This window comes from Achromobacter kerstersii, from assembly GCF_902859595.1.
GTDB lineage: Bacteria > Pseudomonadota > Gammaproteobacteria > Burkholderiales > Burkholderiaceae_B > Achromobacter > Achromobacter kerstersii.
Genome location: NZ_CADIJQ010000001.1, coordinates 121,337 through 145,528 on the forward strand (window position 1 = coordinate 121,337; position 24,192 = coordinate 145,528).

General features: G+C 63.5%; 24 protein-coding genes and 1 pseudogene. 12 read left to right on the forward strand and 13 right to left on the reverse strand.

The genetic code is table 11. From position 1 onward, the window contains the following. Window positions 1-28 precede the first annotated feature (28 nt). The 3 genes from fliS to HV765_RS00550 form a co-directional block, all read right to left on the reverse strand. Window positions 29-457 carry a flagellar export chaperone FliS gene (fliS, locus tag HV765_RS00540; protein WP_175168434.1) on the reverse strand — a complete coding sequence of 143 codons (429 nt, stop codon included), beginning with the start codon at window positions 455-457 and terminating at the stop codon, window positions 29-31. Window positions 458-475: 18 nt separating this feature from the next. Further along, window positions 476-1,858, reverse strand: coding sequence for a flagellar filament capping protein FliD (gene fliD / locus HV765_RS00545; protein ID WP_054425893.1), 1,383 nt, complete (start codon window positions 1,856-1,858; stop codon window positions 476-478). Between the two features lie 144 nt (window positions 1,859-2,002). After that, on the reverse strand, window positions 2,003-2,380 hold the full coding sequence (locus tag HV765_RS00550) for a flagellar protein FlaG (protein ID WP_054425891.1): 378 nt from the start codon (window positions 2,378-2,380) through the stop codon (window positions 2,003-2,005). A gap of 142 nt (window positions 2,381-2,522) precedes the next feature. Here HV765_RS00550 and HV765_RS00555 point away from each other — a divergent pair, with 142 nt between their 5' ends. Next, window positions 2,523-3,260, forward strand: a complete 738-nt coding sequence (locus tag HV765_RS00555) for an IclR family transcriptional regulator (RefSeq protein ID WP_054425889.1) — start codon at window positions 2,523-2,525, stop codon at window positions 3,258-3,260. A gap of 55 nt (window positions 3,261-3,315) precedes the next feature. Here the strand turns inward: HV765_RS00555 and HV765_RS00560 are convergent. The 4 genes and pseudogenes from HV765_RS00560 to HV765_RS00575 form a co-directional block, all read right to left on the reverse strand. Beyond that, window positions 3,316-4,472, reverse strand: a pseudogene (locus HV765_RS00560) (acyl-CoA dehydrogenase family protein). Beyond that, a complete protein-coding gene (locus HV765_RS00565; protein ID WP_054425885.1) occupies window positions 4,472-5,719 on the reverse strand; it encodes a CaiB/BaiF CoA transferase family protein in 1,248 nt (415 codons plus the stop codon). Before HV765_RS00565 ends, HV765_RS00560 begins: the two are co-directional and overlap by 1 nt. Continuing rightward, entirely contained in the window at window positions 5,716-6,687 is a 972-nt protein-coding gene (locus HV765_RS00570) for a Bug family tripartite tricarboxylate transporter substrate binding protein (protein ID WP_054425884.1), read from the reverse strand. Before HV765_RS00570 ends, HV765_RS00565 begins: the two co-directional genes overlap by 4 nt. Before the next feature lie 69 nt (window positions 6,688-6,756). Continuing rightward, window positions 6,757-7,173, reverse strand: coding sequence for a cupin domain-containing protein (locus HV765_RS00575; protein ID WP_054426340.1), 417 nt, complete (start codon window positions 7,171-7,173; stop codon window positions 6,757-6,759). A 174-nt stretch (window positions 7,174-7,347) separates the two neighbouring features. Here HV765_RS00575 and folC point away from each other — a divergent pair, with 174 nt between their 5' ends. The 4 genes from folC (at window position 7,348) to purF (ending at window position 11,567) form a co-directional block, all read left to right on the forward strand. Then, a complete protein-coding gene (gene folC / locus HV765_RS00580) occupies window positions 7,348-8,658 on the forward strand; it encodes a bifunctional tetrahydrofolate synthase/dihydrofolate synthase (RefSeq protein WP_175168435.1) in 1,311 nt (436 codons plus the stop codon). Between the two features lie 63 nt (window positions 8,659-8,721). Beyond that, on the forward strand, window positions 8,722-9,528 hold the full coding sequence (locus HV765_RS00585; RefSeq protein ID WP_175168436.1) for an SPOR domain-containing protein: 807 nt from the start codon (window positions 8,722-8,724) through the stop codon (window positions 9,526-9,528). After that, window positions 9,528-10,016 (forward strand): CvpA family protein, encoded by a 489-nt coding sequence (locus tag HV765_RS00590; protein ID WP_050446568.1) that lies wholly within the window; start codon window positions 9,528-9,530, stop codon window positions 10,014-10,016. Before HV765_RS00585 ends, HV765_RS00590 begins: the two co-directional genes overlap by 1 nt. A gap of 30 nt (window positions 10,017-10,046) precedes the next feature. Next, the gene (purF, locus tag HV765_RS00595; protein WP_054425878.1) at window positions 10,047-11,567 is read left to right on the forward strand and encodes an amidophosphoribosyltransferase; all 1,521 of its coding nucleotides are present in this window, start codon (window positions 10,047-10,049) and stop codon (window positions 11,565-11,567) included. Window positions 11,568-11,717: 150 nt separating this feature from the next. Here purF and HV765_RS00600 read toward each other — a convergent pair whose 3' ends face one another. The 6 genes from HV765_RS00600 to HV765_RS00625 form a co-directional block, all read right to left on the reverse strand. Continuing rightward, window positions 11,718-12,239 carry a M48 metallopeptidase family protein gene (locus tag HV765_RS00600; RefSeq protein ID WP_054425876.1) on the reverse strand — a complete coding sequence of 174 codons (522 nt, stop codon included), beginning with the start codon at window positions 12,237-12,239 and terminating at the stop codon, window positions 11,718-11,720. A 36-nt stretch (window positions 12,240-12,275) separates the two neighbouring features. Beyond that, window positions 12,276-12,761, reverse strand: a complete 486-nt coding sequence (locus HV765_RS00605; RefSeq protein WP_175168437.1) for a disulfide bond formation protein B — start codon at window positions 12,759-12,761, stop codon at window positions 12,276-12,278. Between the two features lie 51 nt (window positions 12,762-12,812). Continuing rightward, window positions 12,813-13,526 carry a MarC family protein gene (locus tag HV765_RS00610; RefSeq protein WP_054425872.1) on the reverse strand — a complete coding sequence of 238 codons (714 nt, stop codon included), beginning with the start codon at window positions 13,524-13,526 and terminating at the stop codon, window positions 12,813-12,815. A 79-nt stretch (window positions 13,527-13,605) separates the two neighbouring features. Continuing rightward, entirely contained in the window at window positions 13,606-16,212 is a 2,607-nt protein-coding gene (locus tag HV765_RS00615) for a [protein-PII] uridylyltransferase (RefSeq protein WP_054425870.1), read from the reverse strand. A 19-nt stretch (window positions 16,213-16,231) separates the two neighbouring features. Beyond that, window positions 16,232-17,053 (reverse strand): type I methionyl aminopeptidase, encoded by an 822-nt coding sequence (gene map / locus HV765_RS00620; protein WP_175168438.1) that lies wholly within the window; start codon window positions 17,051-17,053, stop codon window positions 16,232-16,234. A 343-nt stretch (window positions 17,054-17,396) separates the two neighbouring features. After that, a complete protein-coding gene (locus HV765_RS00625; protein WP_156336818.1) occupies window positions 17,397-17,633 on the reverse strand; it encodes a hypothetical protein in 237 nt (78 codons plus the stop codon). Between the two features lie 205 nt (window positions 17,634-17,838). On the opposite strand from HV765_RS00625, the gene rpsB reads away from it, so the two are divergent. The 7 genes from rpsB to HV765_RS00660 all read left to right on the forward strand — a co-directional run bounded on the left by rpsB (window position 17,839) and on the right by HV765_RS00660 (window position 24,170). Further along, the gene (rpsB, locus tag HV765_RS00630; RefSeq protein WP_050446560.1) at window positions 17,839-18,588 is read left to right on the forward strand and encodes a 30S ribosomal protein S2; all 750 of its coding nucleotides are present in this window, start codon (window positions 17,839-17,841) and stop codon (window positions 18,586-18,588) included. 180 nt (window positions 18,589-18,768) lie between these two features. Next, window positions 18,769-19,647: a translation elongation factor Ts gene (gene tsf, locus HV765_RS00635; protein ID WP_054425866.1), complete on the forward strand. Its 879-nt coding sequence runs from the start codon at window positions 18,769-18,771 to the stop codon at window positions 19,645-19,647. 180 nt (window positions 19,648-19,827) lie between these two features. Then, complete coding sequence (gene pyrH / locus HV765_RS00640) at window positions 19,828-20,544, forward strand: UMP kinase (RefSeq protein ID WP_054425864.1); 717 nt, start codon at window positions 19,828-19,830, stop codon at window positions 20,542-20,544. Window positions 20,545-20,559: 15 nt separating this feature from the next. Further along, window positions 20,560-21,120, forward strand: a complete 561-nt coding sequence (frr, locus tag HV765_RS00645) for a ribosome recycling factor (RefSeq protein ID WP_054425862.1) — start codon at window positions 20,560-20,562, stop codon at window positions 21,118-21,120. Between the two features lie 179 nt (window positions 21,121-21,299). After that, the gene (gene uppS / locus HV765_RS00650) at window positions 21,300-22,064 is read left to right on the forward strand and encodes a polyprenyl diphosphate synthase (protein WP_054425860.1); all 765 of its coding nucleotides are present in this window, start codon (window positions 21,300-21,302) and stop codon (window positions 22,062-22,064) included. Between the two features lie 52 nt (window positions 22,065-22,116). Continuing rightward, window positions 22,117-22,974, forward strand: coding sequence for a phosphatidate cytidylyltransferase (locus HV765_RS00655; RefSeq protein ID WP_175168439.1), 858 nt, complete (start codon window positions 22,117-22,119; stop codon window positions 22,972-22,974). Next, window positions 22,971-24,170, forward strand: coding sequence for a 1-deoxy-D-xylulose-5-phosphate reductoisomerase (locus HV765_RS00660; RefSeq protein WP_054425856.1), 1,200 nt, complete (start codon window positions 22,971-22,973; stop codon window positions 24,168-24,170). Before HV765_RS00655 ends, HV765_RS00660 begins: the two co-directional genes overlap by 4 nt. Window positions 24,171-24,192 lie beyond the last annotated feature (22 nt).

Consider the following 24,192-nt stretch of genomic DNA (forward strand, 5'->3'; position numbering starts at 1 on the left):
GCGGGCTGGGATGGTTTGCGCCGTGCCATCAAGGCTGCATACCGCCGGCAGGGCGGTCAATGGATGTCTGCCAAGCGTCGGCCAAGTCCGCCAACAGGCGATCGGCAATTTCAAGCTGATCGGCGTCCGCCTTCAGATTTGCCATCAAAAGCGTACGGACAATGTAGTCGTAGAGGCGAGCAAGGTTCGCGGCAATTTCCCCGCCCGCCTCCATGTTCAGTCCGGTCTTCAGGCCTTCGTCGACGATCTTGATCGCCTTCGAGATGGCCGCGCCGCGCTCTGTGATCCGCTCTTCCTGCAAATGGATACGTGCCTGTCCGATGGCCGCGCGGGCACCGAGATACAACAGAGAGATCAGCCGTTCCGGGCTGGCGCCCAGGATCTGCGTTTCCAGGCCGATATCGGCGTAGGACCGGACAGAATGCGAGCCAGTGGGGCGGCGGGCGGCGTAAGTCATTAATGCATCTTCTAAAAATTACGTTGATTTGGCCAGGGCCGCGAATTGCTGGGTGAGGTAGTTGGCCGTCACCGTTTGTTGTGCCACGAACTTGTCCAGCGCAACAAACTGCGCGCGCATGATGTCCATTTGGGCGGTGCTGGAGCTGGTCGCGCGGGCCAGCTGTTCCTTCACATCTTCGATCGACTTGGCCAGGCCGTCTTTGCTGGCCTTGATCGAGCCGTTGTCGCCAAGCACGTTGCCGGTGGCGACGGCGAACTTCGAGGCAAGGCCATCCGTCGAGGTCAGCAGACGCTTGACGTCGGCGGGGTTGCCGGTCAGCGCCTTGTCCAGCTTGGTTTGGTCCAGCTTCAGCAGGCCCGTCTTAGGGTCCGTCGAAATGCCCAGGTCGGCGATGGAGCGAACGGTATCGCCGCCCGTGAACACCTGCAATGCATTCGACATCGACGACTGGATGCCGCGCGTGGTGTTGTCGCCGGTCAAGGCCTGGTTGGTCTCGGCGGTGATGTCGAAAGCGGTCAGCTTCGTGATCGTGCTTTGCAGTGCGTTGTAGGCCGTGACGAAGTCCTGCACGGCCTTGCTGGCCACCGCGGTATCGCTGGTCAGCTTCAACGTCACGGATTTGCCAATTTCAGTCTTGGCCGTGAGGTTCAGGGTGATGCCGTCAATTGCGGTCGAAATGTTGTTGCTGCCGCTCTTGACCGTGATGCCGTTGATCTCGATTTCGGCATCGGCCGCCGCCGTTTGCTGCGTGAGCTTGGCGCTGGTGTCGGCCGGATCGGTGTTGTAGTTCAGGATGTCCTTGAGCTCGGGCGTACCCGTCACCGTGATGGACTTCACCGCGGCTTGTTCGCCCGTGTTTCTGGCGCTCAGCATCAGGTAGCTTGCACCGTTGCCGTCGGTGATGATGGTGGCGCGCACGCCAGCTTCGTCATCCGCGTTGATGGCTTTTGCAATGCCATTGAGCGACGTGTCATCCAGCGTGATCGTGCGCTTGTCGCCGTTGGCCAGCTCGATTTCAAACGAGCCGGAGGCGCCGTGGGAGGTCTTGCGGTCGGCGACCACACCCGATTGCAGCGTCTGGGCGGCAGCCAGGTTTTTCACATTGATGCTGTACTCGCCCACGGTCGCACCATCGGTACCCACGGTGGCGCTCAGGCCGTCGCCCACTACGCTCGCCTTCACGGCATCAAGCGTGGTCGTCTTGCCCAGCGTCTCGGCAGCCTTTTGCAGCGCTTCGACGGCGCTTTGCACTTGGCCGAATGCGCTGACGCGGGCCTCGTAGCTAGCCTGGCGGGTGGAGTAAATGCTCAGCCGTTTATCCTCAGCTGCCTGCAGCTTCGTGAGGATCTCTTCCAGGGGCAAACCGGAGGTCGAACCGAGGTTAGTGATGGTGGCCATGTGAAATTCCTTCCTAGCGATGCGATTCTGTCAAAAATACGGTGCCGGCGATTGGCCGGGTAAGGGCATAAGGCGGGCCTAATTCGGCGCTTCCCTCACGGATTGGCGCCAAAACAGGCGATAAACGCCGTTTTAAGGGTCGTATCAGGCTGTTGTTTTGATGCCGTTGCCTTGCATGTTTACGATCATTTTGGCGATTTTCAGCACCGTTTCGCTGGGGATGGTGCGAATAACGTCACCTGATTCAGCGTCCACGACCGAAACCACGACTTGGTGCACGTTGGGGTCAATCTCGAACTGAAGTTGCGTCGACCAGGCTTTCATCTGGTCGTTGATTTCATCCAGCGCCTTGTCCAAAGGCAGCTTCTGCGAGTCTGATTGTTCCGACGTGGCGCTGTCGGAGGCGCCGCTATTGGTCGCAGCGACGGTCGGCGTCACGCTCACGGCCGGATCGGCCACGACGGGTGCCGGCGCGATCGCGGTGGGTGCGAACGTAGCGGGGGCTAAGGGGGTTACGGCCATGATCACTCCAGCGGCGATGTGGGCGTCTCGGAGGAACGCGCTGTTTTCAGGGAATTCTCAGCTACCATAACGGCATATCCGCAGGGAACTTTAGCCCCCGGCGAGCCAGATGTTTCACGTGCTAAATAGTTCGGATCGGGCAATGAGTGTCAAGACGGCGCTGCGAGTCATCGAAATCATCGAAACCTTTGCCCGCGAAAAACGCGCGCTGCCCTTGTCGGAATTGGCCCGTCTTCTGGATGTCCCCGTCTCCAGCTGCCTGGCCCTGATCCGCACCCTGACCAGCCTGGGCTATCTGTATGAAACCGGCCGGCGCCAGGGCTACTACCCCACGGGCCGCCTCTTGGCCATGGCCCAGCGCATTGCTCGCTCAGATCCCGTTCTGGATCGCGTTTATCCCAGCCTGCTTGAATTAAGGGACGCTACCCGCGAAACGATTGTTTTCGCCAAGCTGACCCAGGACGGCCGCGTGGTCTATCTGGATGTGCTGGATTCACCTCATACCATCCGATACGCGCCCGTTGCCGGCGAGTTCAAAGACGTACACGCCAATTCGCTGGGCAAGGCGCTGATGTCGCTGATGGATGACGCCGCCCGCGGCGCGATGATGGCTGGCATGACGATGACCCGCTACAACGAGCGCACGCTTGTCACGCCGCAGGCGTTGCAGGACGATCTTCTGCGGTCACGCCAACGGGGCTGGTTCATGAATAGCGGGGAATCCATCGCCGATGTGGGCGCCATCGCCTGGCCCGTCACCTTGTCGGGCGAACACTATGCGATTTCCGTGGGCGGCCCGATCTACCGGATCGAGCCGCAGCAGGAAGCCTATGCGCGCATCCTGCGGGCGGCGTGCACCGCCCTGGAACAGCAGGCCTGAACGGCTGCCGGTCTTTCGGGTGGGTTGGGCGCGAGCCTGGGCCGCGACCTGCGCCTTAGTACGACTTCGGCAGCCCCAGCACTTTTTCTGCGATGAAGCACATGATCAGCTGCGGGCTGACCGGGGCGATGCGGGGGATGAAGCTCTCGCGCAGCAGCCGTTCCACGTGGTATTCCTTGGCGTAGCCCATGCCGCCCAGCGTCATCACCGCCGTCTGGCAGGCGTTGTAGCCGGCTTCGGCCGCCAGGTACTTGGCCGTGTTGGCGTAGGGGCCGCAGGGCTGGCCGGCGTCATACATGCTGGCCGCCTTGAACACCATCAGATCCGCCGCTTCCAGCTGCATCCAGGCCTGCGCCAGCGGGTGCTGGATGCCCTGGTTCTGGCCGATGGGGCGGCCGAACACGGTGCGTTCGCCGGCGTACTTTACCGCCCGGTCCAGCGCGGCGCGGCCGATGCCCACAGCTTCCGCCGCGATCAGGATGCGTTCGGGGTTCAGGCCATGCAGGATGTATTCAAAACCGCGGCCTTCTTCGCCGATGCGATCGGCCACCGGAATGCGTAGCCCATCGATGAACAGCATGTTCGAGTCCACGGCTTTGCGGCCCATTTTCTCGATTTCCCGCACTTCGATCTTCTCGCGGTCCAGGTCTGTATAGAACAGCGACAGGCCTTGCGTGGGTTTATCCACCTCGGACAGCGGGGTGGTGCGCGCCAGCAGCAGCATCTTGTTGGCGACTTGCGCCGTCGAGATCCAGATTTTGCGGCGTACCCATCGCCCTGGCGCACCGCGCGCGTTGACAGCTTGGTGGTGTCCAGGCCGGCATCGGGTTCGGTGACGGCGAAGCAGGCCTTTTCGCGGCCGGCGATCAGCGGTTCGAGCCAGCGCGCGCGCTGCTCATCGCTGCCGAACACCACGACGGGGTTCAGCCCGAAGATGTTCATGTGTACGGCGGATGCGCCGGTAAAGCCCGCGCCGGACGCCGCGATGGTCTGCATCATCAGCGCCGCTTCGGTCATGCCGAGCCCGGCGCCGCCGTATTCCTGCGGCATGGCGATGCCCAGCCATCCGTCGCGCGCCAGATCAGCGTGCAGCGGTTCGGGGAAGCCGCCTTCGCGGTCGCGTTCCAGCCAGTATTCGTCGGGGTAACGGTCACAGATGCGCGAAACGGCGTCGCGCAGCGCCAATTGGTCAGGGGTAAAGGCGAAGTCCATCAGTCGTTTCCATCTTGGGTAATGCCACGGGCGAACAGGGTGTCGATCCGGGCGTCGTCGTAACCGGCTTGGGCCAATATTTCGCGGCTGTGCTGGCCCAGCGTCGGGGCGGGCCGGCGTATCGATGTCGGCGTGCCTTGGAACTGGCCCAGCGGCGCGGTCGTGCGTATCCGGCCTTCGGTGGGGTGATCCATTTCTCGGATGAAGCCGGTGGCGGTCAGGTGCTCGTCTTCCAGCAGGTCGTCCACCGTGTAGAGCTGCGAGGCGGGGATGTCGGCTTGCGTCAGCGCGTCCAGCCATTCCTGGCTGGGGCGCGTGCGGATCACGTCCGCCACAAACGCATAGACCTCGCTGATATGCACCGCGCGGGCGCCATGCGTGCAAAAGCGCGGGTCCTGCGCCAGTTCGGGCTGGCCGATCAGGTTGAAGAAGTTGCGCCAGTGCTTGTCGTTGTAAATCAGCAGACAGATATAGCCGTCGGCGGTGGCATACGGGCGGCGGTGCGGGGCCAGCAGGCGCGCGTAACCCGTCGGCCCCATCGGCGGGTCGAACGTGGCCCCGCCCAGGTGGTCGCCCAGCACCAGATGGGCCATGCCTTCGAACATGGGAATTTCCACCTGCTGGCCGTGGCCCGTGGTCTTGGCGTGCAGCACCGCCGACACCAGCGCGATGCCCACGTGCAGGCCCACGGCGCGGTCCGCCAACGTCAGGGGCGCGTAGCGCGGCACATCGCCGCTTTGCTGGGCGGACAGCGCGGCGATGCCGGTCTGGCCCTGGATCAGGTCATCGTAGGCGGGCCGCCCGGCGTAAGGGCCGGCCTCGCCAAAGCCATAGGCGCCTAGATAGACGATGCGCGGATTGCGCGCGGCCACTGCTTCGTACGACAGCCCCAGCCGGGCCATCGCTTGCGGCCGGATGTTGTAGAGCAGGGCGTCGCAGCTTTCGGCCAGTTGCAGGCAGGCTTCGCGGCCTTCAGGCGTTTTCAGGTCCAGCACAATCGACCGCTTGTTGCGGTTCAAGTGCAGATACAAGTGGCCCATGCCCGGATTGCGCATGGGGCCCACGGCCCGCATGTTGTCGCCCGCGGGCGACTCGACCTTGATCACGTCGGCCCCCAGGTCCGCCAGGATCTGCGTGGCGTACGGCCCCATCACCACCGAACTCAGGTCCAGGATGCGCACGCCCGACAGCGGGCCGGCGGCAGGGGGCGTGTTGTGGCGGGCCTGGTCAGGCGTGGCTGCTGTCATTGCTGTTCGATTCCTGCATCTTTGATCAGCTTGCCCCACAGGTCGCGCTGTTCGCTGACGAACTGCGCAAAGGCCTCGGGCGTGCTGGAAAAGGCGTCGAAGCCCAGGCCGGCCAGGCGCTTCTTCACCTCGGGTTTGGCCACCACCTGATTGATGGCGGCATTCAATTTGGCCACCACTTCCGGCGGCAGCCCGGCCGGGCCGAAGTAGCCGTTCCAGGAGTTCAGGTCAAAGTCCTTCACGCCCGCTTCGGCCATGGAGGGCAGGTCGGGCACGATGGCGCTGCGTTCGGCGGTGGATACGGCCAGGGCGCGCAACTGGCCCGATTGCACGAAGGGCAGCCCCGAGGCCAGGTCCGTGAACATGAAGTCGACTTGTCCGCCGACCACATCCGTCAGCCCTTGCGGGGTGCCCTTGTAAGGCACGTGCAGGATGTCGATCTTGGCGCGGTCGGCCAGCGTGGCGCCCGCAACGATGCCGGTGCTGTTGCCGCTGGCGTAGGTGATGCGGCCGGGGTTCTTCTTCGCGTCGGCCACTAGCTCGCCGACGTTCTTCCATGGGCGCTTCGGATTCACAACCAGGATGAAGGGCAGGTTGCCGCCCCGGGCGATCGGGGTGAAGTCCTTGACCGGGTCATAAGGCACGTTCTTCATCAGCCAGGGCGCGGCCGAGTGCGAGGTGTTGGTGGTGACGAACAAGGTGTAGCCGTCGGGCTTGGCGCGGGCGACATAGGCGGCGGCGATGGTGGCGTTGGCGCCGGGCTTGTTCTCGACGACGATTGTTTGGCCCAGGATGGCCGACAGTTCCTGTCCAAAGATTCGGCCAACGGCATCGGTGCCGGAGCCGGCCGGGAAGGGCACGACCAGCGTGATCGGTTTGTTGGGATAGTCGGCGGCGTGGGCGGCGGGGGCGGCCATCAAGGCCGCGCCGCTGACGAGCGCGGCGGCGAGCAGGCGATACGTGTGCATGGGGTTGTCTCCAGTTTTTTATAAGGGGTCAGGCGCGGCTCTGCGGCCGCTGCCTATTGCTGCGCCGAGTCAGGCGGCAGCGGGTGGCGCCGGAAAGTCCCGGATCACGCGGTCGGGGGATTCTTCATACGGGGGGGTATAGATCACCAGCAGGCGGGCGGGCTCGTCGCTGGTCACGGTGAACACGTGGGGGATGTCGGGCGGGAAGTAGCAGCAATCGCCGGGGCCCATGTCGGCCCATTCGTCCTGCACTTGCGCGCGGGCGGTGCCCGACAACAGATAACAGACCTGTTCGATGCCGGGGTGAGCATGGGGCAGCGCGCCTTTGCCCTTGTCGATCACGCCCAGCAGCACTTCCACGCCGCGCGAGCCGACGGTGTCGGGGCCGATCAGCCGGCGGTTCAACGTGCCGGTGTGGTTGGCGGGGTGGTAGCCCGGAACGTCGGCCTCGCGGACCAGCCAGCTGGGGGTTTTTTGCTGCGTCATGTTCATCCGTTTAAATTTTCATACGTAAATTTATTTTCACGTATGAGAAAAACATCGGCAAGCGCTTTTTCGGTGCAGATACTGTGTCGCGCCCTAGGGGATTAGGGAAAACACCGGGCGCAGACTGCTAAAATCCGGGGCTGATTCAACACGACCCCCGTCTCCACCCCCGCCATGTCCCCTGTTTCCCAGCCTGACGCATCCGCCACCCTGTCTGATTGGCTCCAGTATCTGGAATCCATCCACGCCACCGCGATCGACATGGGCCTGGATCGCGTGCGCGAGGTTGCCACGCGCATGGGGCTTGAGCTGTCCGGCGTGAAGTTCGTTGTCGGCGGCACCAACGGCAAAGGGTCCACCTGTGCCATGCTGGAAGCCATTCTGCTGGCGGCGGGCTACAAAGTGGGGCTGTACACCTCCCCGCACCTGATCGATTTCAACGAACGCGCCCGCGTCAACGGGCAGATCGCCTCCGATGATGCGCTGATCGCCCAGTTCCAGGCGGTGGAAGCGGCGCGCGGCGAGGTCTCGCTGACGTACTTCGAATTCACCACGCTGGCCATCCTGCGCCTGTTCTCGCAATCGCGCCTGGACGCGGTGGTGCTGGAAGTGGGTCTGGGCGGCCGGCTGGACGCCGTCAACATCGTTGACGCCGACTGCTCAATCGTCACCAGCGTCGACCTTGACCACACCGACTGGCTGGGCGACACCCGCGAAAAAATCGGTTTCGAAAAAGCGCACATCTACCGCGCCGGCCGTCCCGCTATTTGCAGCGACCCGGTGCCGCCGCAATCGCTGCTGGATTACGTCGAAAAGATCGGCGCCGACCTCTGGTTGTTTGGGCGCGACTTCAACTATTCCGGCGACCGCCAGCAATGGGCGTTCGGAGGCCGCGAACAACGCCGCAGCGCGCTGGCCTATCCGGCCCTGCGCGGCGCCAATCAATTGCTGAACGCATCGGCCGCGCTGGCCGCGCTGGAGTCCGTGCGCGATCGCCTGCCGGTGCCGGCGCAGGCCGTGCGCCTGGGGCTGCTGCAGGCATCGCTGCCGGGCCGCTTCCAGATCCTGCCGGGCCAGCCGTCCGTGATTCTGGACGTGGCGCACAACCCGCACGCCGCCGCCGTGCTGGCGCAGAATCTGGACAACATGGGCTTTCATCCCTATACCCACGCGGTATTCGGCATGTTGAACGACAAGGACCTGGCTGGCGTCGTCGCCAAAATGGGCACGCGCATTGATCACTGGTACTGCGCAGGCCTGTCGGGCCCGCGCGGAACGTCCGGGCAGGCGCTGGCGGATCAGGTTGCCGCCGCCTTGCCGCCGTCGCCCGCGGGGGCGGAAAGCCCCAGCATCGCCGCCTTCGAAGATCCCGCCGAGGCCTACGCCGCAGCGCGCGAACGGGCGGTCGAGAATGATAGAATCGTCGTGTTTGGGTCGTTTCTCACCGTGGCCTCGGTTTTGCAGGCTCTGGGTCGCAAGGCATAGGCAAATCGGCTCGTGGCGGCCCACCGCCATATTGCCGAAAGGCGCCGCAAGGAATTCTCTTCCATGGGTTTTTTCAAACGCAAAGATCCTGCCGACCAGGCGCAGTCCTCTAAACGGGCGGCAGTGCCTAGCGAGGTTCAGGCTGCGGAGCTGCGCGGGCGCGCGCGGCGCAGGTTGGCAGGCGCCGTCGCGCTGGTGCTGGCGGCTGTCATCATTCTTCCCATGGTGCTTGATTCGCAGCCCGTACCGGTTGCCGACAACATTCCCATCCGGGTGCCGGATCGCAACACGCCGTTCCAGCCGCAGGTAGGCGAGCCGCAAGCGGCTGCCCCCACCACGCCGGATGCTGCGCCCACGGAAGGTTCCGCCGTTCCCACGCCGCCGCCGGTCACGTCCGTGCCGCCCGTGGCAACGGCCCCGACGCCGCAGACGACCGTGCAAGTCACGCCGCCGCTTGTGCCGCCCAAGCCGGAAACCAAGCCCAAGCCCGAACCCAAGCCGGAATCCAAGCCCGAGCCCAAACCGACGCCCAAGCCCGAGACGCGTTCCGACGACGGCGCCCGCGCGCTGGCCTTGCTGGAAGGGCGTTCGGCGCCGGCCGCCACCGCGCCGGCCCCCAAGCCCGCCGCCGCCAAGGGTAATTTCGTGCTGCAGATTGCGGCTTACACGACGTCGGAAGACGCCCAATCGCGCCGCGCCAAGCTGCATCAGGCCGGCGTCACCAATGCATTTGTGGAACAAGCCTCCATTGGAGGCAAACAGCAGTACCGTCTGCGCGTGGGGCCGTTCCCTTCGCGTGAGGCGGCACAGGCGGCCCAGGCGCGTTTGCGCACCTTGGGCTATGACAATGGTTTCATTGCTGCCCAATAGTGACCGGTTTCGACTTCGTCGTACTGGCCATCCTGGTGGTCTCGGGTGTGCTGGGCCTGGTGCGCGGCCTGCTCAAAGAGGTGCTGTCGCTGGTCGCCTATCTGCTGGCCTTTGTGGCCGCGATATGGTGGGGCCCCACGGTATATACGTGGCTGGAGCCCTATATTGAAACGACGCTGCTGCGCATGGGAGTCTCATACGCCGTGGTGTTCATCCTAGTGCTGCTCGGTGTGGGTTTGGTCAACATGACGCTAGCCGCCTTGATCCGCAGTACCGGACTCAGCCCCGCCGATCACGGCCTGGGCGGAATGTTCGGGCTGGCCCGTGGTCTGGTGATCGTGCTGGCGTTGGTGGCCGCTGCAGGCTACACGCCGCTACCCCAAGAGCCGTGGTGGAAGGACGCCATGTTTTCGCATTCGGCCATCGAGGCCATCAAACATATCAAAACGTGGCTGCCGCCGTCTTTGGCGACTTGGCTGCCGTATTGATTAGCTTCAAATCAACCAGGAAATCTCACCATGTGTGGAATCGTAGGGGTCATCGGGCGCGGGCCGGTCAACCAGCTGCTCTATGACAGCTTGCTGCTGTTGCAGCATCGCGGGCAGGACGCCGCGGGCATCGCGACGTCGCAAGGCAACCAATTCAATATGTACAAGGCCCACGGCCTGGTGCGCGACGTTTTCCGTACGCGCAACATGCGTTCGTTGCCGGGTACGTCTGGCGTCGGCCAGGTCCGCTATCCCACCGCGGGCTCCAGCGCCAGCGAAGAAGAGGCCCAGCCGTTCTACGTCAACGCCCCGTTCGGCATCATGTTCGCCCACAACGGCAACCTGACGAACTGGCGTGAACTGCGCGAATCGCTCTACCGGGTCGATCGCCGCCACATCAACACGAATTCCGATTCCGAAGTGCTGCTGAACGTGCTTGCGCACGAACTGCAATCGTCGGCGAACGGCGTGTCGCTGGATGATGACGCGATCTTCCGCGCGGTGTCGGCCGTGCACAAGCGCGTGCGCGGCGCCTACGCCGTCGTGGCGCAGATTTCCGGCTACGGCCTGCTCGCTTTCCGCGACCCCAACGGCATCCGCCCGTTGTGTATCGGCCGCATGGAAACCGATGAAGGCGTGGAATGGATGGTGGCCTCGGAATCGGTGGCGCTGGAAGGCAGCGGTTTTGTCTTCGTGCGCGATGTCGAGCCGGGCGAAGCCGTGTTTGTCGACCTGGACGGCCGCTTCGTCAGCCGCCAGTGCGCCGACAATCCGCAGCTGGTGCCGTGCATTTTCGAATACGTGTACTTCGCGCGTCCGGACTCGCTGATCGACGGCGTGTCGGTCTACGACGCCCGTCTGCGCATGGGTGAATACCTGGCCGACAAGGTGGCGCGCAACATGCGTCTGGGCGACATCGACGTCGTCATGCCGATTCCGGATTCCTCGCGTCCGGCCGCCATGCAGCTGGCCGCCCGCCTGAACCTGGACTACCGCGAAGGGCTCATCAAGAACCGCTACGTGGGCCGCACGTTCATCATGCCGGGCCAAGCGGTGCGCCGTAAGTCCGTGCGCCAGAAGCTCAATGCCATCGGCATGGAGTTCAAGGGCAAGAACGTGCTGCTGGTTGATGACTCCATCGTGCGTGGCACCACCAGCCGTGAAATCGTCGACATGGCGCGCGCTGCTGGCGCCAACAAGGTGTACTTCGCGTCCGCCGCGCCTCCGGTTCGCTTCCCGAACGTGTACGGCATCGACATGCCCACGCAATCGGAACTGATCGCCACCGGCCGCAGCGACGAAGAAATCGCCCGCGCCATCGGCGCTGACTCGCTGATCTACCAGGATCTGGCCGACATGCAGCAATCGGTGCGTGACCTGAACCCCAAGATGTCGCGCTTCGAGGCTTCGTGCTTCGACGGCGAGTATGTCACGGGCGACATCACTGCCGAATACCTGGCCCGCCTGGGTCAGTCGCGCGCGGAGCCGGGCCAGGACGAAGGCGCAAGCGGCCTGCAATTCAACATGGGCTACGCCGCCAACGACGCCTGATCCGTCGCGCGAATAAGCTCAATAAAAATGCCGTCCCTTGGGACGGCATTTTTTTCGTCGCGCCTTTTTGTCACGCATTTTCGTGGCGCTTTCTATGTAGCGCTTTCTATATAGCGCTTTTTTAGGCGGCGCCAGCCAATGCGGCGCCCGTCAGCCCTTGGTATCCCACAGCGTTTCGCGCGTCGCTTCCAGATGCGTCAGGTACAGCCGCAAGTCGAACTCGTACTGGTGATAGTGCGGCTCCATGCGCAGGCACAGGTTGTAGAAGGCCTTGTTGTGATCCTTCTCTTTCAGGTGCGCCAGCTCATGCACGGTGATCATCTTCAAAAACTCGGCCGGCACCGTCTTGAACAGCGTCGCCACGCGGATCTCGTGCTTGGCGCGCAGCTTGCCGCCTTGCACGCGCGAGATGTAGGTGTGCTGCCCCAGCGCATGCTGAATGACATGGATCTTGCTGTCATAGGCCACCTTGTTGATCAGGTCGCCATTGCGCATATAGGTGTTCTTCAAGTCCGTCACGTACTCGTACAGCGCACGGTCGGTGCGCACATCGTGCGGGCCGTCGGGGTAGCGGGACTTGAGCGCCGGGCCCAGCTTGCCTTGGTCAAGCAGCGTCTGGGCCTGGAGCAGCAGATTTTCGGGATAGCCGGTCAGGTACTTCAAAGCGGTCACAGCGGGTGAGTCACAGCAAGAGACAAAAGCTCGGTATTACTGGGGGCGGCCGCGGCCGAACACCACCGGCAGCGCCATGAGGAACAGGACCACAAACAGCGCCAGGCTCCACAACGCATACTCGATGCCCAGCAGCGGCACCTTGGCGTCCATGCAGGTGGCGAAGATGCCGAACACCCAGGGCACGTTGCCTTCCAGGCCGATGCCGGTCATGAAGCGGTCGGCGAAGGTCTGGTCGCAAGACAGCATGTTGGCGGCAACCGTGTACTGATACCAGGCGGCGACCACGCCAGACAGCGACAGCAGGGCGGCCAAGGCACCCGCGATACGGGTCAGCGCGCGTCCGCCGCCAAAGCCGCCGATCAGGGCCACCACGCCAATCACCAGATAAATCAGGCGTTGCAGCACGCACCAGGCGCAGGGCGGCATATCGAAAACGTGTTGGGAAATCAGGGCCACACCCACAGCGCCAAAACAGAATAGGGCGATCAGGCGAAGCAGGCGTTCAGAGCGGGTAGTCATTGTTGTTCTACGTCAGGGATGAGTCGGAGCGGGCAGGGCGCCCGGCTAGGCTTAGGCCTTGGGAATTGGAATTGGTTGCATCACTTGCGTCAGCAGGCCCAACATCAGGTCGCGCGCGCCTTCCCAGAAGATCTGCACCCCCAGGCACAGCATGATGAACGCCGACAGCCGCATGAATACCGCGGTGCCGTTGTCACCCAGCCGGTGCAGCATTTGGGCGGCGAAGCGCAGGCAGATATACAGCGTCAACGACACAACGATGATGCCGGGGATGGAGCCGCCCAGCCGCACCAGGCTCAGCACGTGGTTCTGGTCGCGCAGTGACACGCCCACGGTGATGGCGGCGGCGATGGAGCCCGGGCCGCAGCTGATCGGGAACGTCAGCGGGTAGAACGCGCGGGCTTTCGCCATTTCGGGGGTGAAGGATTCCGCCATGCGCGCCACGCGTTCCGTGTCGGCATCCGGCGAATTCACCAGCCGCCACGCGCTGGCAATCACCAGCATGCCGCCGCCCACTCGCACGATCGACAGCGAAATGCCGAAGAAGCTGAGCAGCACGTTGCCGGCGACCATGGCCACGATCAGCATCAGGCAGACGTTGATGGCGACGCGCTTGGCCAGCACCATCCGGGTGGAAGACGATGCGCCTTCGGTCAGCGACAGGAAAATCGGCGCGATGGCGGGCGGGTTAAGGAAGGGCAGGAGCGTGGCCAGCGCGAAGAAAAAGCTGCCACCAAAAAAGCGCAAATAGTCGTTGAGCTGCATGGAGCGGACATCGCCTGGCCGAAAACCCGGATTGTATGCGGTCCGGGCGCTGTCTGGCGATGTCCGTCTCGGGGGCGGATCAAGCCACCCGCTGTTGCGCCTCTTCGCCCGCCAGGGCGTCCAGCACGTCGCGTTCGAACTGCATCTGGCTGCGCGGGCGGGCCAGGGCCGAACCGTCAACGATGAACACGTCTTCCACGCGGTCGCCCAGCGTCATGATCTTGGCCATCAGCAGGTTGACTTCATGTTGCGCGAACACGCGGGCCAGCGCGTGCAGCAGGCCGGGGCGGTCGGTAGCGGTCACCGACAGGCGCCACGACGTGCTGCGCTCATCCGGCTGCAATTCGGCTTGCGGCATCACCGGGAACACGCGCGACACCCGTGATTGCCGTCCGCGGCCGTAGTAGCCGCCGCGGCTGGGCTGCGCTTGCGCTGCGGCGTGCGGGTCTTTCAGGCGTTCGGCAAGTTCGTGTTCGACAAGCGTGGCCTGCGCGCGCAGGTCGCTGGTGCCTTCGGGCAGCAGCACGATGAAGCTGTCCAGCGCCCAGCCGTGGCGCGTTGTGTGGATGCGGGCGTCTTGAATCGACAGGCACTTGGCGTCGAAGTAGCCGCAGATCGCCACGAACAGGTCCGGCGCGTCACGCGTGTAGACCATGATTTGCAGGCCTTCGCCCTGCTCGGTGGGCCGCGCCCTGACGACAGCCTGAGCGGGCGCCACCTGGTGATACAGATGGCGCGTGTGCCAGGCGATGTCGGACGCATCGTGGCGCAGGAAGTAGGCCACGTCGAGCTGGTTCCAGAAGGCTTCGCGAGCGTCGTCGCGCAGGCCGGCCAGCCGCGTCAGGCGGGCGGCTTCTTCCTTGCGTTCGGTCAGCACGGTGTGCGCGTCGGCGTGCGCGCCGCCCAATGCCGCCAGCGTCAGCTTGTACAAGTCTTCCAGCAGCTTGCCCTTCCAGGCGTTCCAGACCTTGGGGCTGGTGCCGCGGATATCGGCCACGGTCAGCAGGTAGAGCGCGGTCAGATGGCGCTCGTCCTTCACGGTGGCGGCGAATTCCTGCACGACGGCCGGGTCGGAGAGATCGCGTTTTTGCGCCACGGCCGACATCAGCAAGTGCTGGCGCACCAGGAACTCGACGAGTTTCGTGTCCTCGGGCTCCATGCCGTGGTCTTGCGCGAACTTGCGCACTTCGCGCGCGCCCAGTTCGGAGTGGTCGCCGCCACGTCCCTTGGCGATGTCATGGAACAGCGCGGCCACATACAGCAGCCAGTGCCGGTCCAGCCCGGCGATCAGCTGGCTGGCCAGCGGATATTCTTGCGCGTGTTCCGGCATGGTGAAGCGGCGCAGGTTGCGCACCACGGCCAGCGTGTGCTGGTCCACCGTGTAGGCATGGAAAAGGTCGTGCTGCATCTGGCCCACGATGCGGCGGAACACCGGCAGGTAGCGCGGCAGAATGTTCAGCATCGTCATGCGGCGCAATTCATGCACGATGCCGCGCGGCTGTTGCAAGATTTGCAGGAACAGCTTGCGGTTGACCGGGTTGCGGCGGAACTGCGCGTCGATGCGGTGGCGGGAATGCCAGATGGCGCGCAGCGTGCGGGCCGACATGCCGGTGAGTTCGGGGTGTTGCTGCATCACCAGGAAGGCGCGCAGCAGCAGGGTGGGGTTGCGTTCGAAGCCGTCGTCGCGAATGATGTCGAGACGGTCGCGCAGGTTGCGGAAATCGTCGTCGATGTCGCGCGCATCGCTGTCAGGGCGCGGAAACAGGCGCTCTTCGATGTTCTGCACCAAGATGCCATTCAACTGCGTGACCAGCCGCGCCGCCCAGTAGTAGCGTTGCATCAGCAGTTCGCTGCTGCGCCGCGTGGCGGTCGCGTGAATGCGATAGACCTCGGCCAGCGCCGGTTGCAGGTCAAACAGCACGCGGTCTTCGCGGCGGTTCGACAGCAGGTGCAGTTCGATGCGCAGGCGCTTGAAGGCTTGTTCCGCCTTGCGCAGGTCGCGCGCTTCCGATGACGTCAACAGGCCCGCTTGCGCGACCGAACGCCAGCTATTGCCAAAGCCCGCGGCGCGCGCCATCCACAAGATGACTTGCAGATCGCGCAAACCGCCGGGCGACTCTTTGCAGTTCGGCTCCAGCGCGTAGGGCGTGTCGTGATAGCGCGCGTGGCGCTGCTGCATTTCAACGCGCTTGGCGCGGAAAAAGGCGCGCGGGTCCAGGCGCGACTTGGTCGCCGCGTCGAACTTTCTCATCAGTACGCGGCTGCCCGCCAGCCAGCGCGATTCCAGCAGCGCGGTTTCGACGGTGATGTCCGCGTCGGCCTCGCGTTCGCAGTCTTCTATGGTGCGCACGCTGTGGCCGGGCTCAAGCCCCAGGTCCCACAGTGCCGCCACCAATTGTTCAATGGCCGATTCGTCTTCGCGCGTGGGCACGTGCGGCAACAGAATCAGCAGGTCGACGTCGGAATGGGGATAGAGCTCGCCGCGGCCATAGCCGCCCACGGCCGCCAGCGTGGCGCCGATCGGCAGCGGGTAGTGCTTGACCAGGTCGCGCAGGGCGGCGTCAACGATGCGGCGCAGCTCGGACAGCAACGTGTCCGGGCGTTCGTGCTCGCGGAACTGGGCCACCGCGGCCCGCCGGGATTGCTGGATGCGTTCACGCAGGGAGCTAAGAAATTCGGCGGTCATGGTGGCGGACGGCTAGGCCTCAGACGGCGGGGATGACGATGGGCTCGGTGATGAAGGCGGGCGGCTGCGGCATGCCGGGGGACAAGGTCAGCACTTCATAGCCCGTATCCGTAACACATACAGCATGCTCCCACTGGGCGGACAGGCTGTGATCGCGGGTAACAACCGTCCAACCATCGGACAATTGGCGGATCTCGCGGCGGCCGGCGTTGATCATGGGCTCGATCGTGAAGAGCATACCCGTCACCAATTTCACGCCCGAGCCAGGCTTGCCGTAGTGCAACACTTGCGGGTCTTCGTGAAAGCGCTGGCCAATGCCATGGCCGCAGAATTCGCGCACGACGGAAAAGCCGTTCGATTCCGCGTGCTTCTGAATGGCGTTGCCGATGTCGCCCAGGGTGGCGCCGTTCTTGACCTGCTGAATACCCTTCCACATGCACTCGAAGGTGATCTCGGTCAGGCGGCGCGACAGAATGGATTGCTCGCCCACGGCGTACATGCGGCTGGTGTCGCCAAACCAGCCGTCTTTGATGATGGTGACGTCAATGTTCAGCGAATCGCCGTTTTTCAGCACCTTGTCGCCCGGAATGCCGTGGCAGACCTGGTGATTCACCGACGTACAGATGGCGCCAGGAAAGGGCGGGTAGCCGGGCGGGGCGTAGCCCACGGTGGCAGACTTAACCTTGAGTTCGTCAGTCAGGTATTCCAGGCAGAGGCGGTCCAGCTCTCCGGTTGTTACACCCGGCTTCACATAGGGGGTGATGAAATCGAGGACTTTGGCGGCGTCCTGGCAGGCGGCGCGCATCTTGGCCAGGTCGGCCGGATTGGTAATTGTGCCCATGGAGTAACTTGACGATCTCTCGCTTGAATGTCTGCTTGAAAGAATAGTAGAATTATAGGCTTCCCTAAAATTTTGGGGAGCAATCGGGTTACGGCAAGGGCCGATCCTGGCGAAAGTGGTCGAAGAGTGCGCCACATAAGTTCCGCCAGCCTCTTTGCCCCGAGCGATCTTTTCATGAGATCGGCAGCAAGCCCTGAAGTTTCACCGCAAGCGAAGGTTGTGGAGCGAAATCGGGCAGGTTGTCAGGTTCTGAAGGGCGCGCAAGGTGCGTAAGAGGTCAAGCAGGATTTGTGGGGGTATTTGAAATCAGCGGAGCCGGGGCGCGGCGTGCTTGTAAGCCCGGTCATGTTTTTGAGCGGCGATGCAGGTTCGGTATGGGCGCCAGATTAAGTTCTTGAAAACCTTCGGGTTTTTTGAAGAAATGCCCTGGCGGCCTGATGCGCGGGATGGCGTCAAGCCTGAGCGCGAAGAGCTGGATTTCGCTGCCAACAAAACAAGTCCGGGTGCGCTGAATCCCCGGAAACTTCCAGGAATCTCCTGGAGTGTCTGGCTCAGCGCCATATCTGTCCAGTACAGGCATGTTCAAGTGTGCAGTGCAAGGCTCTCGTCGTGGCGGCCGTCTGGGTTTATCGCGGAAGCAGTATTTTTATTGCGACAGTGATCGGTCGGCCCGGTTAAAATTTTGTCCATCCCGCATGTTGCGGGAAATCGCGCGCAACACCACCCAGGGTGTCAGCAGAAGCTGATGCAGGTGCGGCGCAAGAAATCAACCCTTGGAGAATTACATGTCTTTGATGCGCGAAATGCTGGAAGCGGGTGTCCACTTCGGTCACCAAACCCGTTACTGGAACCCCAAGATGGCTCCGTACATCTTCGGTCACCGCAACAAGATTCACATCATCAACCTGGAAAAGACGGTTGATAAGTACCAGGAAGCCACCAAGTTCGTGAAGCAGATCGCTGCTCGCGGCGGCAACATCCTGTTCGTTGGCACCAAGCGCGCTGCGCGTGAACTGGTCGCCTCCGAAGCCGCTCGTTGCGGCATGCCCTTCGTCGACGCCCGCTGGCTCGGCGGCATGCTGACCAACTTCAAGACGGTCAAGACCTCGGTCAAGCGCCTGAAGGACATGGAAGTCGTCGTCGCCGAAGGCGGCGCCGAGCGCATGATCAAGAAGGAAGGCCTGCTGTTCCAACGCGAACTGGACAAGCTGAACAAGTCGATCGGCGGCATCAAGGACATGAACGGTCTGCCTGACGCCATGTTCGTCATCGACGTCGGCTACCACAAGATCGCCATCGCCGAAGCCAAGACGCTGGGTATCCCGGTCGTCGCCGTGGTTGACACCAACCACTCGCCCGACGGTATCGACTACGTCATCCCGGGTAACGATGACTCGGCCAAGGCCATCGCGCTGTACGCCAAGGGCATCGCCGACGCCGTGCTGGAAGGCCGCGAACAGAACATGAACGGTCTGGTCGAAGAGCTGGGTGAAGGTCAGGAAGAGTTCGTCGAAGTGCAGGACAACCAGGCCTAAGCCTATTGTCATGTCCGGCGGTTAGCGTTCGGGAGCGGTTTTTGCAAAAGATCCGCTCCCGCCTCGCCGGCACTGCGAAGGTGGGCTCCCATCTTCCGAACCCGCGACTTGCGGGCGTCCCATCGAATCAAATCACTGCCCCGGCGAGCCGGGGCGTGTCTTAGCAAAATTGGAGCAAACATGGCTGAAATTACCGCTGCCCTGGTCAAGGAACTGCGCGAGAAGACCGACGCGCCCATGATGGAGTGCAAGAAGGCCCTGACGGAAGCCGAAGGCGACCTGGTTCGCGCCGAGGAAATCCTGCGCGTCAAGCTGGGCAACAAGGCCAGCAAGGCTGCTGCCCGCGTCACCGCCGAAGGCCTGATCGGTCTGTTCATCTCCGCCGACGCCAAGCAAGGCGCCGTGATCGAAATCAACTGCGAAACCGACTTCGTCGCCAAGAACGACGACTTCGTGGGCTTCGTGAACAAGCTGGCCGAACTGGTCGCCACGCAGAACCCGGCCGATGTGGCCGCTCTGTCGGCGCTGTCGTTCGGTGAAGGCACCGTTGAAACGACCCGCACCACCCTGATCGGCAAGATCGGCGAAAACATCTCGATCCGCCGCTTCGAGCGCATCGAGACCCCGAACGCGCTGGCCAGCTACGTGCACGGCGGCAAGATCGGCGTGCTGGTGGAATACTCGGGCGCCGAGGAAGTGGGCAAGGACTTGGCGATGCACATCGCCGCCACCAAGCCCAAGGCCCTGAACGCCGACGGCGTGAACCCGGCTGACATCGCCGCCGAGCGCTCGGTTGCCGAGCAGAAGGCTGCTGAATCGGGCAAGCCGGCTGACATCGTCGCCAAGATGGTTGAAGGTTCGGTCGCCAAGTACCTGAAGGAAGTGACCCTGTTGTCGCAGCCGTTCGTCAAGAACGACAAGCACACGGTGGAACAACACCTGAAGGCAAACGGCGCTTCGATCAGCAAGTTCGTGCTGTTCGTTGTCGGCGAAGGTATCGAGAAGAAGACCAGCGACTTCGCCGCTGAGGTTGCAGCAGCCGCCGCCGGCGCCGCCTGACCTCACGGTAGTGCTTAAAGGCCGGCGCTAGATTAAATTCTAGTCCGGCCTTTTTCGCCGCAGGGCGCTGCAAGTTGAAATGCTTGGGAAGCCTGTGTACCCGCGTGGCGGGTGCGGCGTTGGGGGCTTACCCCATTCTTGTCTTACACTTTCGTCGGATTGTTCTTCGGGATATCACCTATGAGCAGCAGAGCATACAAACGGGTTCTTCTCAAACTTTCCGGCGAGGCGCTGATGGGCGACGATGCATTTGGCATCAATCGTTCCACCATCGTCCGCATGACCGATGAGATCGCTGAAGTCGCCGCCACCGGCGTCGAACTGGCCATCGTCATCGGCGGAGGTAATATTTTCCGTGGCGTCGCCCCGGGTGCGCAGGGCATGGACCGCGCCACCGCCGACTACATGGGCATGATGGCCACCATCATGAACGCGCTTGCCCTGCAAGACGCGCTCAAACACAAGGGCATCGACACCCGCGTACAATCCGCCCTGAACATTGATCAGGTCGTCGAACCCTACATCCGCCCGAAAGCCTTGCGTTACCTCGAAGAGGGCAAGGTCGTTATTTTCGCCGCGGGCACCGGCAACCCCTTCTTCACCACCGACACCGCCGCTGCCTTGCGTGGCGCCGAAATCGGAGCGGAGATTGTGTTGAAGGCCACCAAAGTGGACGGCATCTACAGTGCGGACCCCAACAAGGACCCCACTGCGACGCGTTATGCGCGCATCAGCTTCGATGAAGCGATTGTCCGCCGTCTGGAAGTCATGGACGCCACCGCGTTCGCGCTGTGCCGTGACCAGAAACTGCCGATCAAAGTGTTTTCGATCAATAAGTCCGGCGCGCTCAAGCGAGTCGTCAGCGGCGAAGACGAAGGCACCTTGGTACACGTTTAAAAAAAAGGAAATTCCATGAGCGCAGCAGAAATCCGCAAATCCGCCGAAGCCAGGATGGCCAAGTCGCTTGATACGCTCAAGATCAACCTGGGCAAGATCCGCACGGGCCGTGCCCACACCGGCATCCTGGACCACGTGCAGGTCGATTACTACGGCTCGCCCGTTCCGGTCGGCCAGGTCGCCAACGTGAACCTCGTGGACGCTCGCACCATCAGCGTGCAGCCCTACGAAAAGCACATGGCCGGCCCGATCGAAAAGGCCATCCGTGAATCGGACCTGGGTCTGAACCCCATCTCGATGGGCGACACCATCCGCGTGCCGATGCCCGCCCTGACCGAAGAGCGCCGCCGCGATCTGACCAAGGTCGTGCGCAGCGAAGGTGAAGACGCCAAGATCGCCGTGCGCAACCTGCGCCGTGAAGCGAACGAAGCGCTGAAGAAGCTGGTCAAGGACAAGGAAATCTCCGAAGACGACGAGCGTCGTTCGCAGGATGACGTCCAAAAGCTGACCGATCGCGCCGTGACCGACATCGACAAGATGGTCGTCCAGAAAGAAGCGGAAATCATGACCGTATAATCCTTGATTGCTTCGGGGCGGGGCGGCGTTGCCGCTTCGCTCCGGCGTCAGGATTTTCTTGCCTATGCGCCGTCCTTACCATTGCCTTGCAAGTCCCTGTTGCAGCGATGGAATGACGGCGCAGGTTTTTCTCCCGTACTACTGATTTTCGCCGGCCCTCCGCGCGCAGCCCCAGACCCATGGCAACCAGTTCGACCCAGGCGGTTCCCGACACTCGCGACATCCCCGAGCACGTCGCCATCATCATGGATGGCAATGGCCGGTGGGCGACGCGACGGCTGCTGCCTCGCACGGCCGGACACGCCAAGGGCGTGCAAGCGGTGCGCCGTGTGGTGGAAGCCTGCGGCCGCGCAGGCGTGCGCTATCTGACCCTGTTCGCGTTCAGTTCCGAGAACTGGCGCCGGCCCGCCGAAGAGGTGTCGTTGCTGATGCGCCTGTTTGTGCAGGCGCTGGAACGCGAAATCGGCAAGCTGGACGAGCAGGGCGTGCGCTTGCACGTCATCGGCGACTTGAGCGCGTTTGAGCCCCGTCTGCAAGAGCTGATTTTCGCCGCCCAAGAGCGCACCGCGCACAACGACCGTCTGCACCTGACGGTGGCCGCCAACTACGGCGGACGCTGGGACATCCTTCAAGCCACCCGCGCCATGCTGGCCGCCGAGCCCGCGCTTGCCGCCAAGCCCGAGCTGGTGGACGAAGCGCGCCTGGCTCGTCATCTCTCGATGTCGTGGGCGCCCGAGCCCGACCTGTTCATCCGCACCGGCGGCGAGCAGCGCATTTCCAATTTCCTGATCTGGCAGATGGCCTACGCGGAGTTCTACTTCACGGATCGCTTCTGGCCGGATTTCGGCGCCGCCGAGCTGCAAGCGGCTTTTGACTGGTACCGCACCCGCGAGCGGCGCTTCGGCCGCACCAGCGCGCAAGTCAGCGAAAGCGGCGCGCAGTAAACAGACGGCGACAAGCGCGTCTTTCCAAAGCAGCACACGAGGAGACCGTCATATGTTGGGCCAGCGTATCGTTACCGCCGTCATTCTGTTGGCCATTCTGGCCGCCGCAATGATCAGCGCGAACCCCTGGTGGTTTGTTGCCTTGCTAGCCCTGGCCGCCGCGTGCGCCAACTGGGAATGGCTGCGCCTGACGCTGCCGCAACCTCCGTCCCCCCTGATTTCCATTGGTGTCGCCGTGCTGCTGTTTGCCGGCATGCTGGCGCTGGCGTCCGCCTGGCTGGCTGGCGACCGCACGGGCTGGAGCGATCCCGCCTGGGTGGTGCGTTACGTGGTGCCGGCGGTGTCGGCCGTGTGGTTGTTTGGCGGTCTGACGGCGGTGGTGCGTGGCCGCTCCGACGCGCCGCCCGCCAGCCTGGGCTGGTCTGTGTTTTCCGTGCCCGCTGCGTTTGCCGCCTGGGCCGTGCTGGCGCAGATGTTCGTCGCGCGCGGGGCAGGGTTCGTCGTGTCGTTGCTGGCGCTGGTCTGGGTGGCCGACATTGCGGCGTATTTTGCCGGCCGCGCGTTCGGCAAGCGTAAACTGGCCCCGCGGGTCAGCCCGGGCAAGACCATCGAAGGCGCCATTGCCGGTGTGCTGGGCGCAGTGATCTGGATCGGCCTGTCGAGCTTGTGGGCGGGATCTTTCGGCCACGCTTTGGTCGAACGCTGGAGCTTCTGGTTGGCGCTGCCGATCGCCGCGTTGCTGGGTGTTGTGTCCATTGTGGGTGACCTGTTCGAATCGCTGCTCAAGCGACGCGCGGGCCGCAAAGACTCCAGCACGCTGCTGCCGGGCCATGGCGGGGTCTATGACCGCATCGACGCGATTCTTCCGGTTGCGCCGTTCGCGCTACTTTTGTCTGGAGTGTTGTTTTGAGGGCTTTTCAACGCGTCGTCGTGCTGGGATCGACGGGGTCGATCGGTGAAAGCACGCTGGATGTGATTGCCCGCCACCCTGATCGGCTGGCGGTTTATGCGCTGTCCGCTTACAGCCGGATGGAGCGTTTGGCCGAGCAGGCGCAGGCCTGCCGAGCCGCTGTGGTGGTGGTCCCCGATGAGGCCGCCCGCAAAAAATTTACCGCCGCGTGGGCAGGCGGGCAGCCCATGCCCGAAATCCGCGTGGGCGCGCAGGCCTTGGCCGACACGGCCGCCGATCCGCACTGTGATTCCGTGATGGCGGCGATTGTTGGCGCAGCCGGGCTGCCCGCCGCGCTGGCGGCCGCACGCAGCGGCAAGCGCGTGCTGCTGGCCAATAAAGAAGCGCTGGTCGCAGCGGGCTCGCTGTTCATGCAGGCCATCCGCGATAACGGCGCCGAACTATTGCCGATCGACAGCGAGCACAACGCCATTTTTCAGTGCCTGCCCCATGGCGGGCGGGCGCAGGCGCCCGACGCGCCCGCGCCGGGTGTGCGCCGGCTGTTGCTGACGGCCTCTGGCGGCCCGTTCCGCGGACGCGACCTGGAAGACCTGCACGACGTAACGCCAGCCCAAGCTTGCGCCCATCCCAACTGGAGCATGGGCCGCAAGATTTCGGTGGACTCGGCGACCATGCTTAACAAGGGCCTGGAAGTGATCGAGGCGCACTGGCTGTTCGCCATGCCTGCCGACCGCATCGAGGTCGTGGTGCACCCGCAAAGCGTGGTGCATTCCATGGTCGAATACGACGACGGCTCGGTCCTGGCGCAGCTGGGCCAGCCGGATATGCGGACCCCCATTGCTTACGGGCTGGGGTTCCCTGAGCGGCTGGAAAGCGGGGTCGGACCGCTGGATCTGACGCGCCTGGGCCGCCTGGACTTCGAAAAGCCGGATCTCGCCCGGTTTCCCTGCCTGGCGCTGTCGTTCGCGGCCTTGCGGGCGGGGCAGAGCGCTTGCGTGGCGCTCAACGCCGCCAACGAGATCGCCGTCGACGCGTTTTTGGGCGGCCGGCTGGCCTATACCTGGATTCCGCGCGTGATCGAGGCCTCTCTTGAGTGGCAGGCGCGGCAAGCATCTGTTACGCTCAGCAGTCTTGACGATGTGCTCGCGCTGGATGCAGAGGCGCGCATCTTCGCAGGTAACCTGGGGCTGGCCTGATGGCTGGCCGCGCTTGCTTCTG

Bases quoted from the DNA above. Each gene is read 5' to 3' on its own strand.
- fliS (WP_175168434.1), bottom strand. From the start codon at position 457: ATGACTTACGCCGCCCGCCGCCCCACTGGCTCGCATTCTGTCCGGTCC.
- fliD (WP_054425893.1), bottom strand. From the start codon at position 1,858: ATGGCCACCATCACTAACCTCGGTTCGACCTCCGGTTTGCCCCTGGAA.
- HV765_RS00550 (WP_054425891.1), bottom strand. From the start codon at position 2,380: ATGGCCGTAACCCCCTTAGCCCCCGCTACGTTCGCACCCACCGCGATC.
- HV765_RS00555 (WP_054425889.1), top strand. From the start codon at position 2,523: ATGAGTGTCAAGACGGCGCTGCGAGTCATCGAAATCATCGAAACCTTT.
- HV765_RS00565 (WP_054425885.1), bottom strand. From the start codon at position 5,719: ATGACAGCAGCCACGCCTGACCAGGCCCGCCACAACACGCCCCCTGCC.
- HV765_RS00570 (WP_054425884.1), bottom strand. From the start codon at position 6,687: ATGCACACGTATCGCCTGCTCGCCGCCGCGCTCGTCAGCGGCGCGGCC.
- HV765_RS00575 (WP_054426340.1), bottom strand. From the start codon at position 7,173: ATGACGCAGCAAAAAACCCCCAGCTGGCTGGTCCGCGAGGCCGACGTT.
- folC (WP_175168435.1), top strand. From the start codon at position 7,348: ATGTCCCCTGTTTCCCAGCCTGACGCATCCGCCACCCTGTCTGATTGG.
- HV765_RS00585 (WP_175168436.1), top strand. From the start codon at position 8,722: ATGGGTTTTTTCAAACGCAAAGATCCTGCCGACCAGGCGCAGTCCTCT.
- purF (WP_054425878.1), top strand. From the start codon at position 10,047: ATGTGTGGAATCGTAGGGGTCATCGGGCGCGGGCCGGTCAACCAGCTG.
- HV765_RS00605 (WP_175168437.1), bottom strand. From the start codon at position 12,761: ATGACTACCCGCTCTGAACGCCTGCTTCGCCTGATCGCCCTATTCTGT.
- HV765_RS00610 (WP_054425872.1), bottom strand. From the start codon at position 13,526: ATGCAGCTCAACGACTATTTGCGCTTTTTTGGTGGCAGCTTTTTCTTC.
- HV765_RS00615 (WP_054425870.1), bottom strand. From the start codon at position 16,212: ATGACCGCCGAATTTCTTAGCTCCCTGCGTGAACGCATCCAGCAATCC.
- map (WP_175168438.1), bottom strand. From the start codon at position 17,053: ATGGGCACAATTACCAATCCGGCCGACCTGGCCAAGATGCGCGCCGCC.
- HV765_RS00625 (WP_156336818.1), bottom strand. From the start codon at position 17,633: ATGCCTGTACTGGACAGATATGGCGCTGAGCCAGACACTCCAGGAGAT.
- rpsB (WP_050446560.1), top strand. From the start codon at position 17,839: ATGTCTTTGATGCGCGAAATGCTGGAAGCGGGTGTCCACTTCGGTCAC.
- tsf (WP_054425866.1), top strand. From the start codon at position 18,769: ATGGCTGAAATTACCGCTGCCCTGGTCAAGGAACTGCGCGAGAAGACC.
- pyrH (WP_054425864.1), top strand. From the start codon at position 19,828: ATGAGCAGCAGAGCATACAAACGGGTTCTTCTCAAACTTTCCGGCGAG.
- frr (WP_054425862.1), top strand. From the start codon at position 20,560: ATGAGCGCAGCAGAAATCCGCAAATCCGCCGAAGCCAGGATGGCCAAG.
- uppS (WP_054425860.1), top strand. From the start codon at position 21,300: ATGGCAACCAGTTCGACCCAGGCGGTTCCCGACACTCGCGACATCCCC.
- HV765_RS00655 (WP_175168439.1), top strand. From the start codon at position 22,117: ATGTTGGGCCAGCGTATCGTTACCGCCGTCATTCTGTTGGCCATTCTG.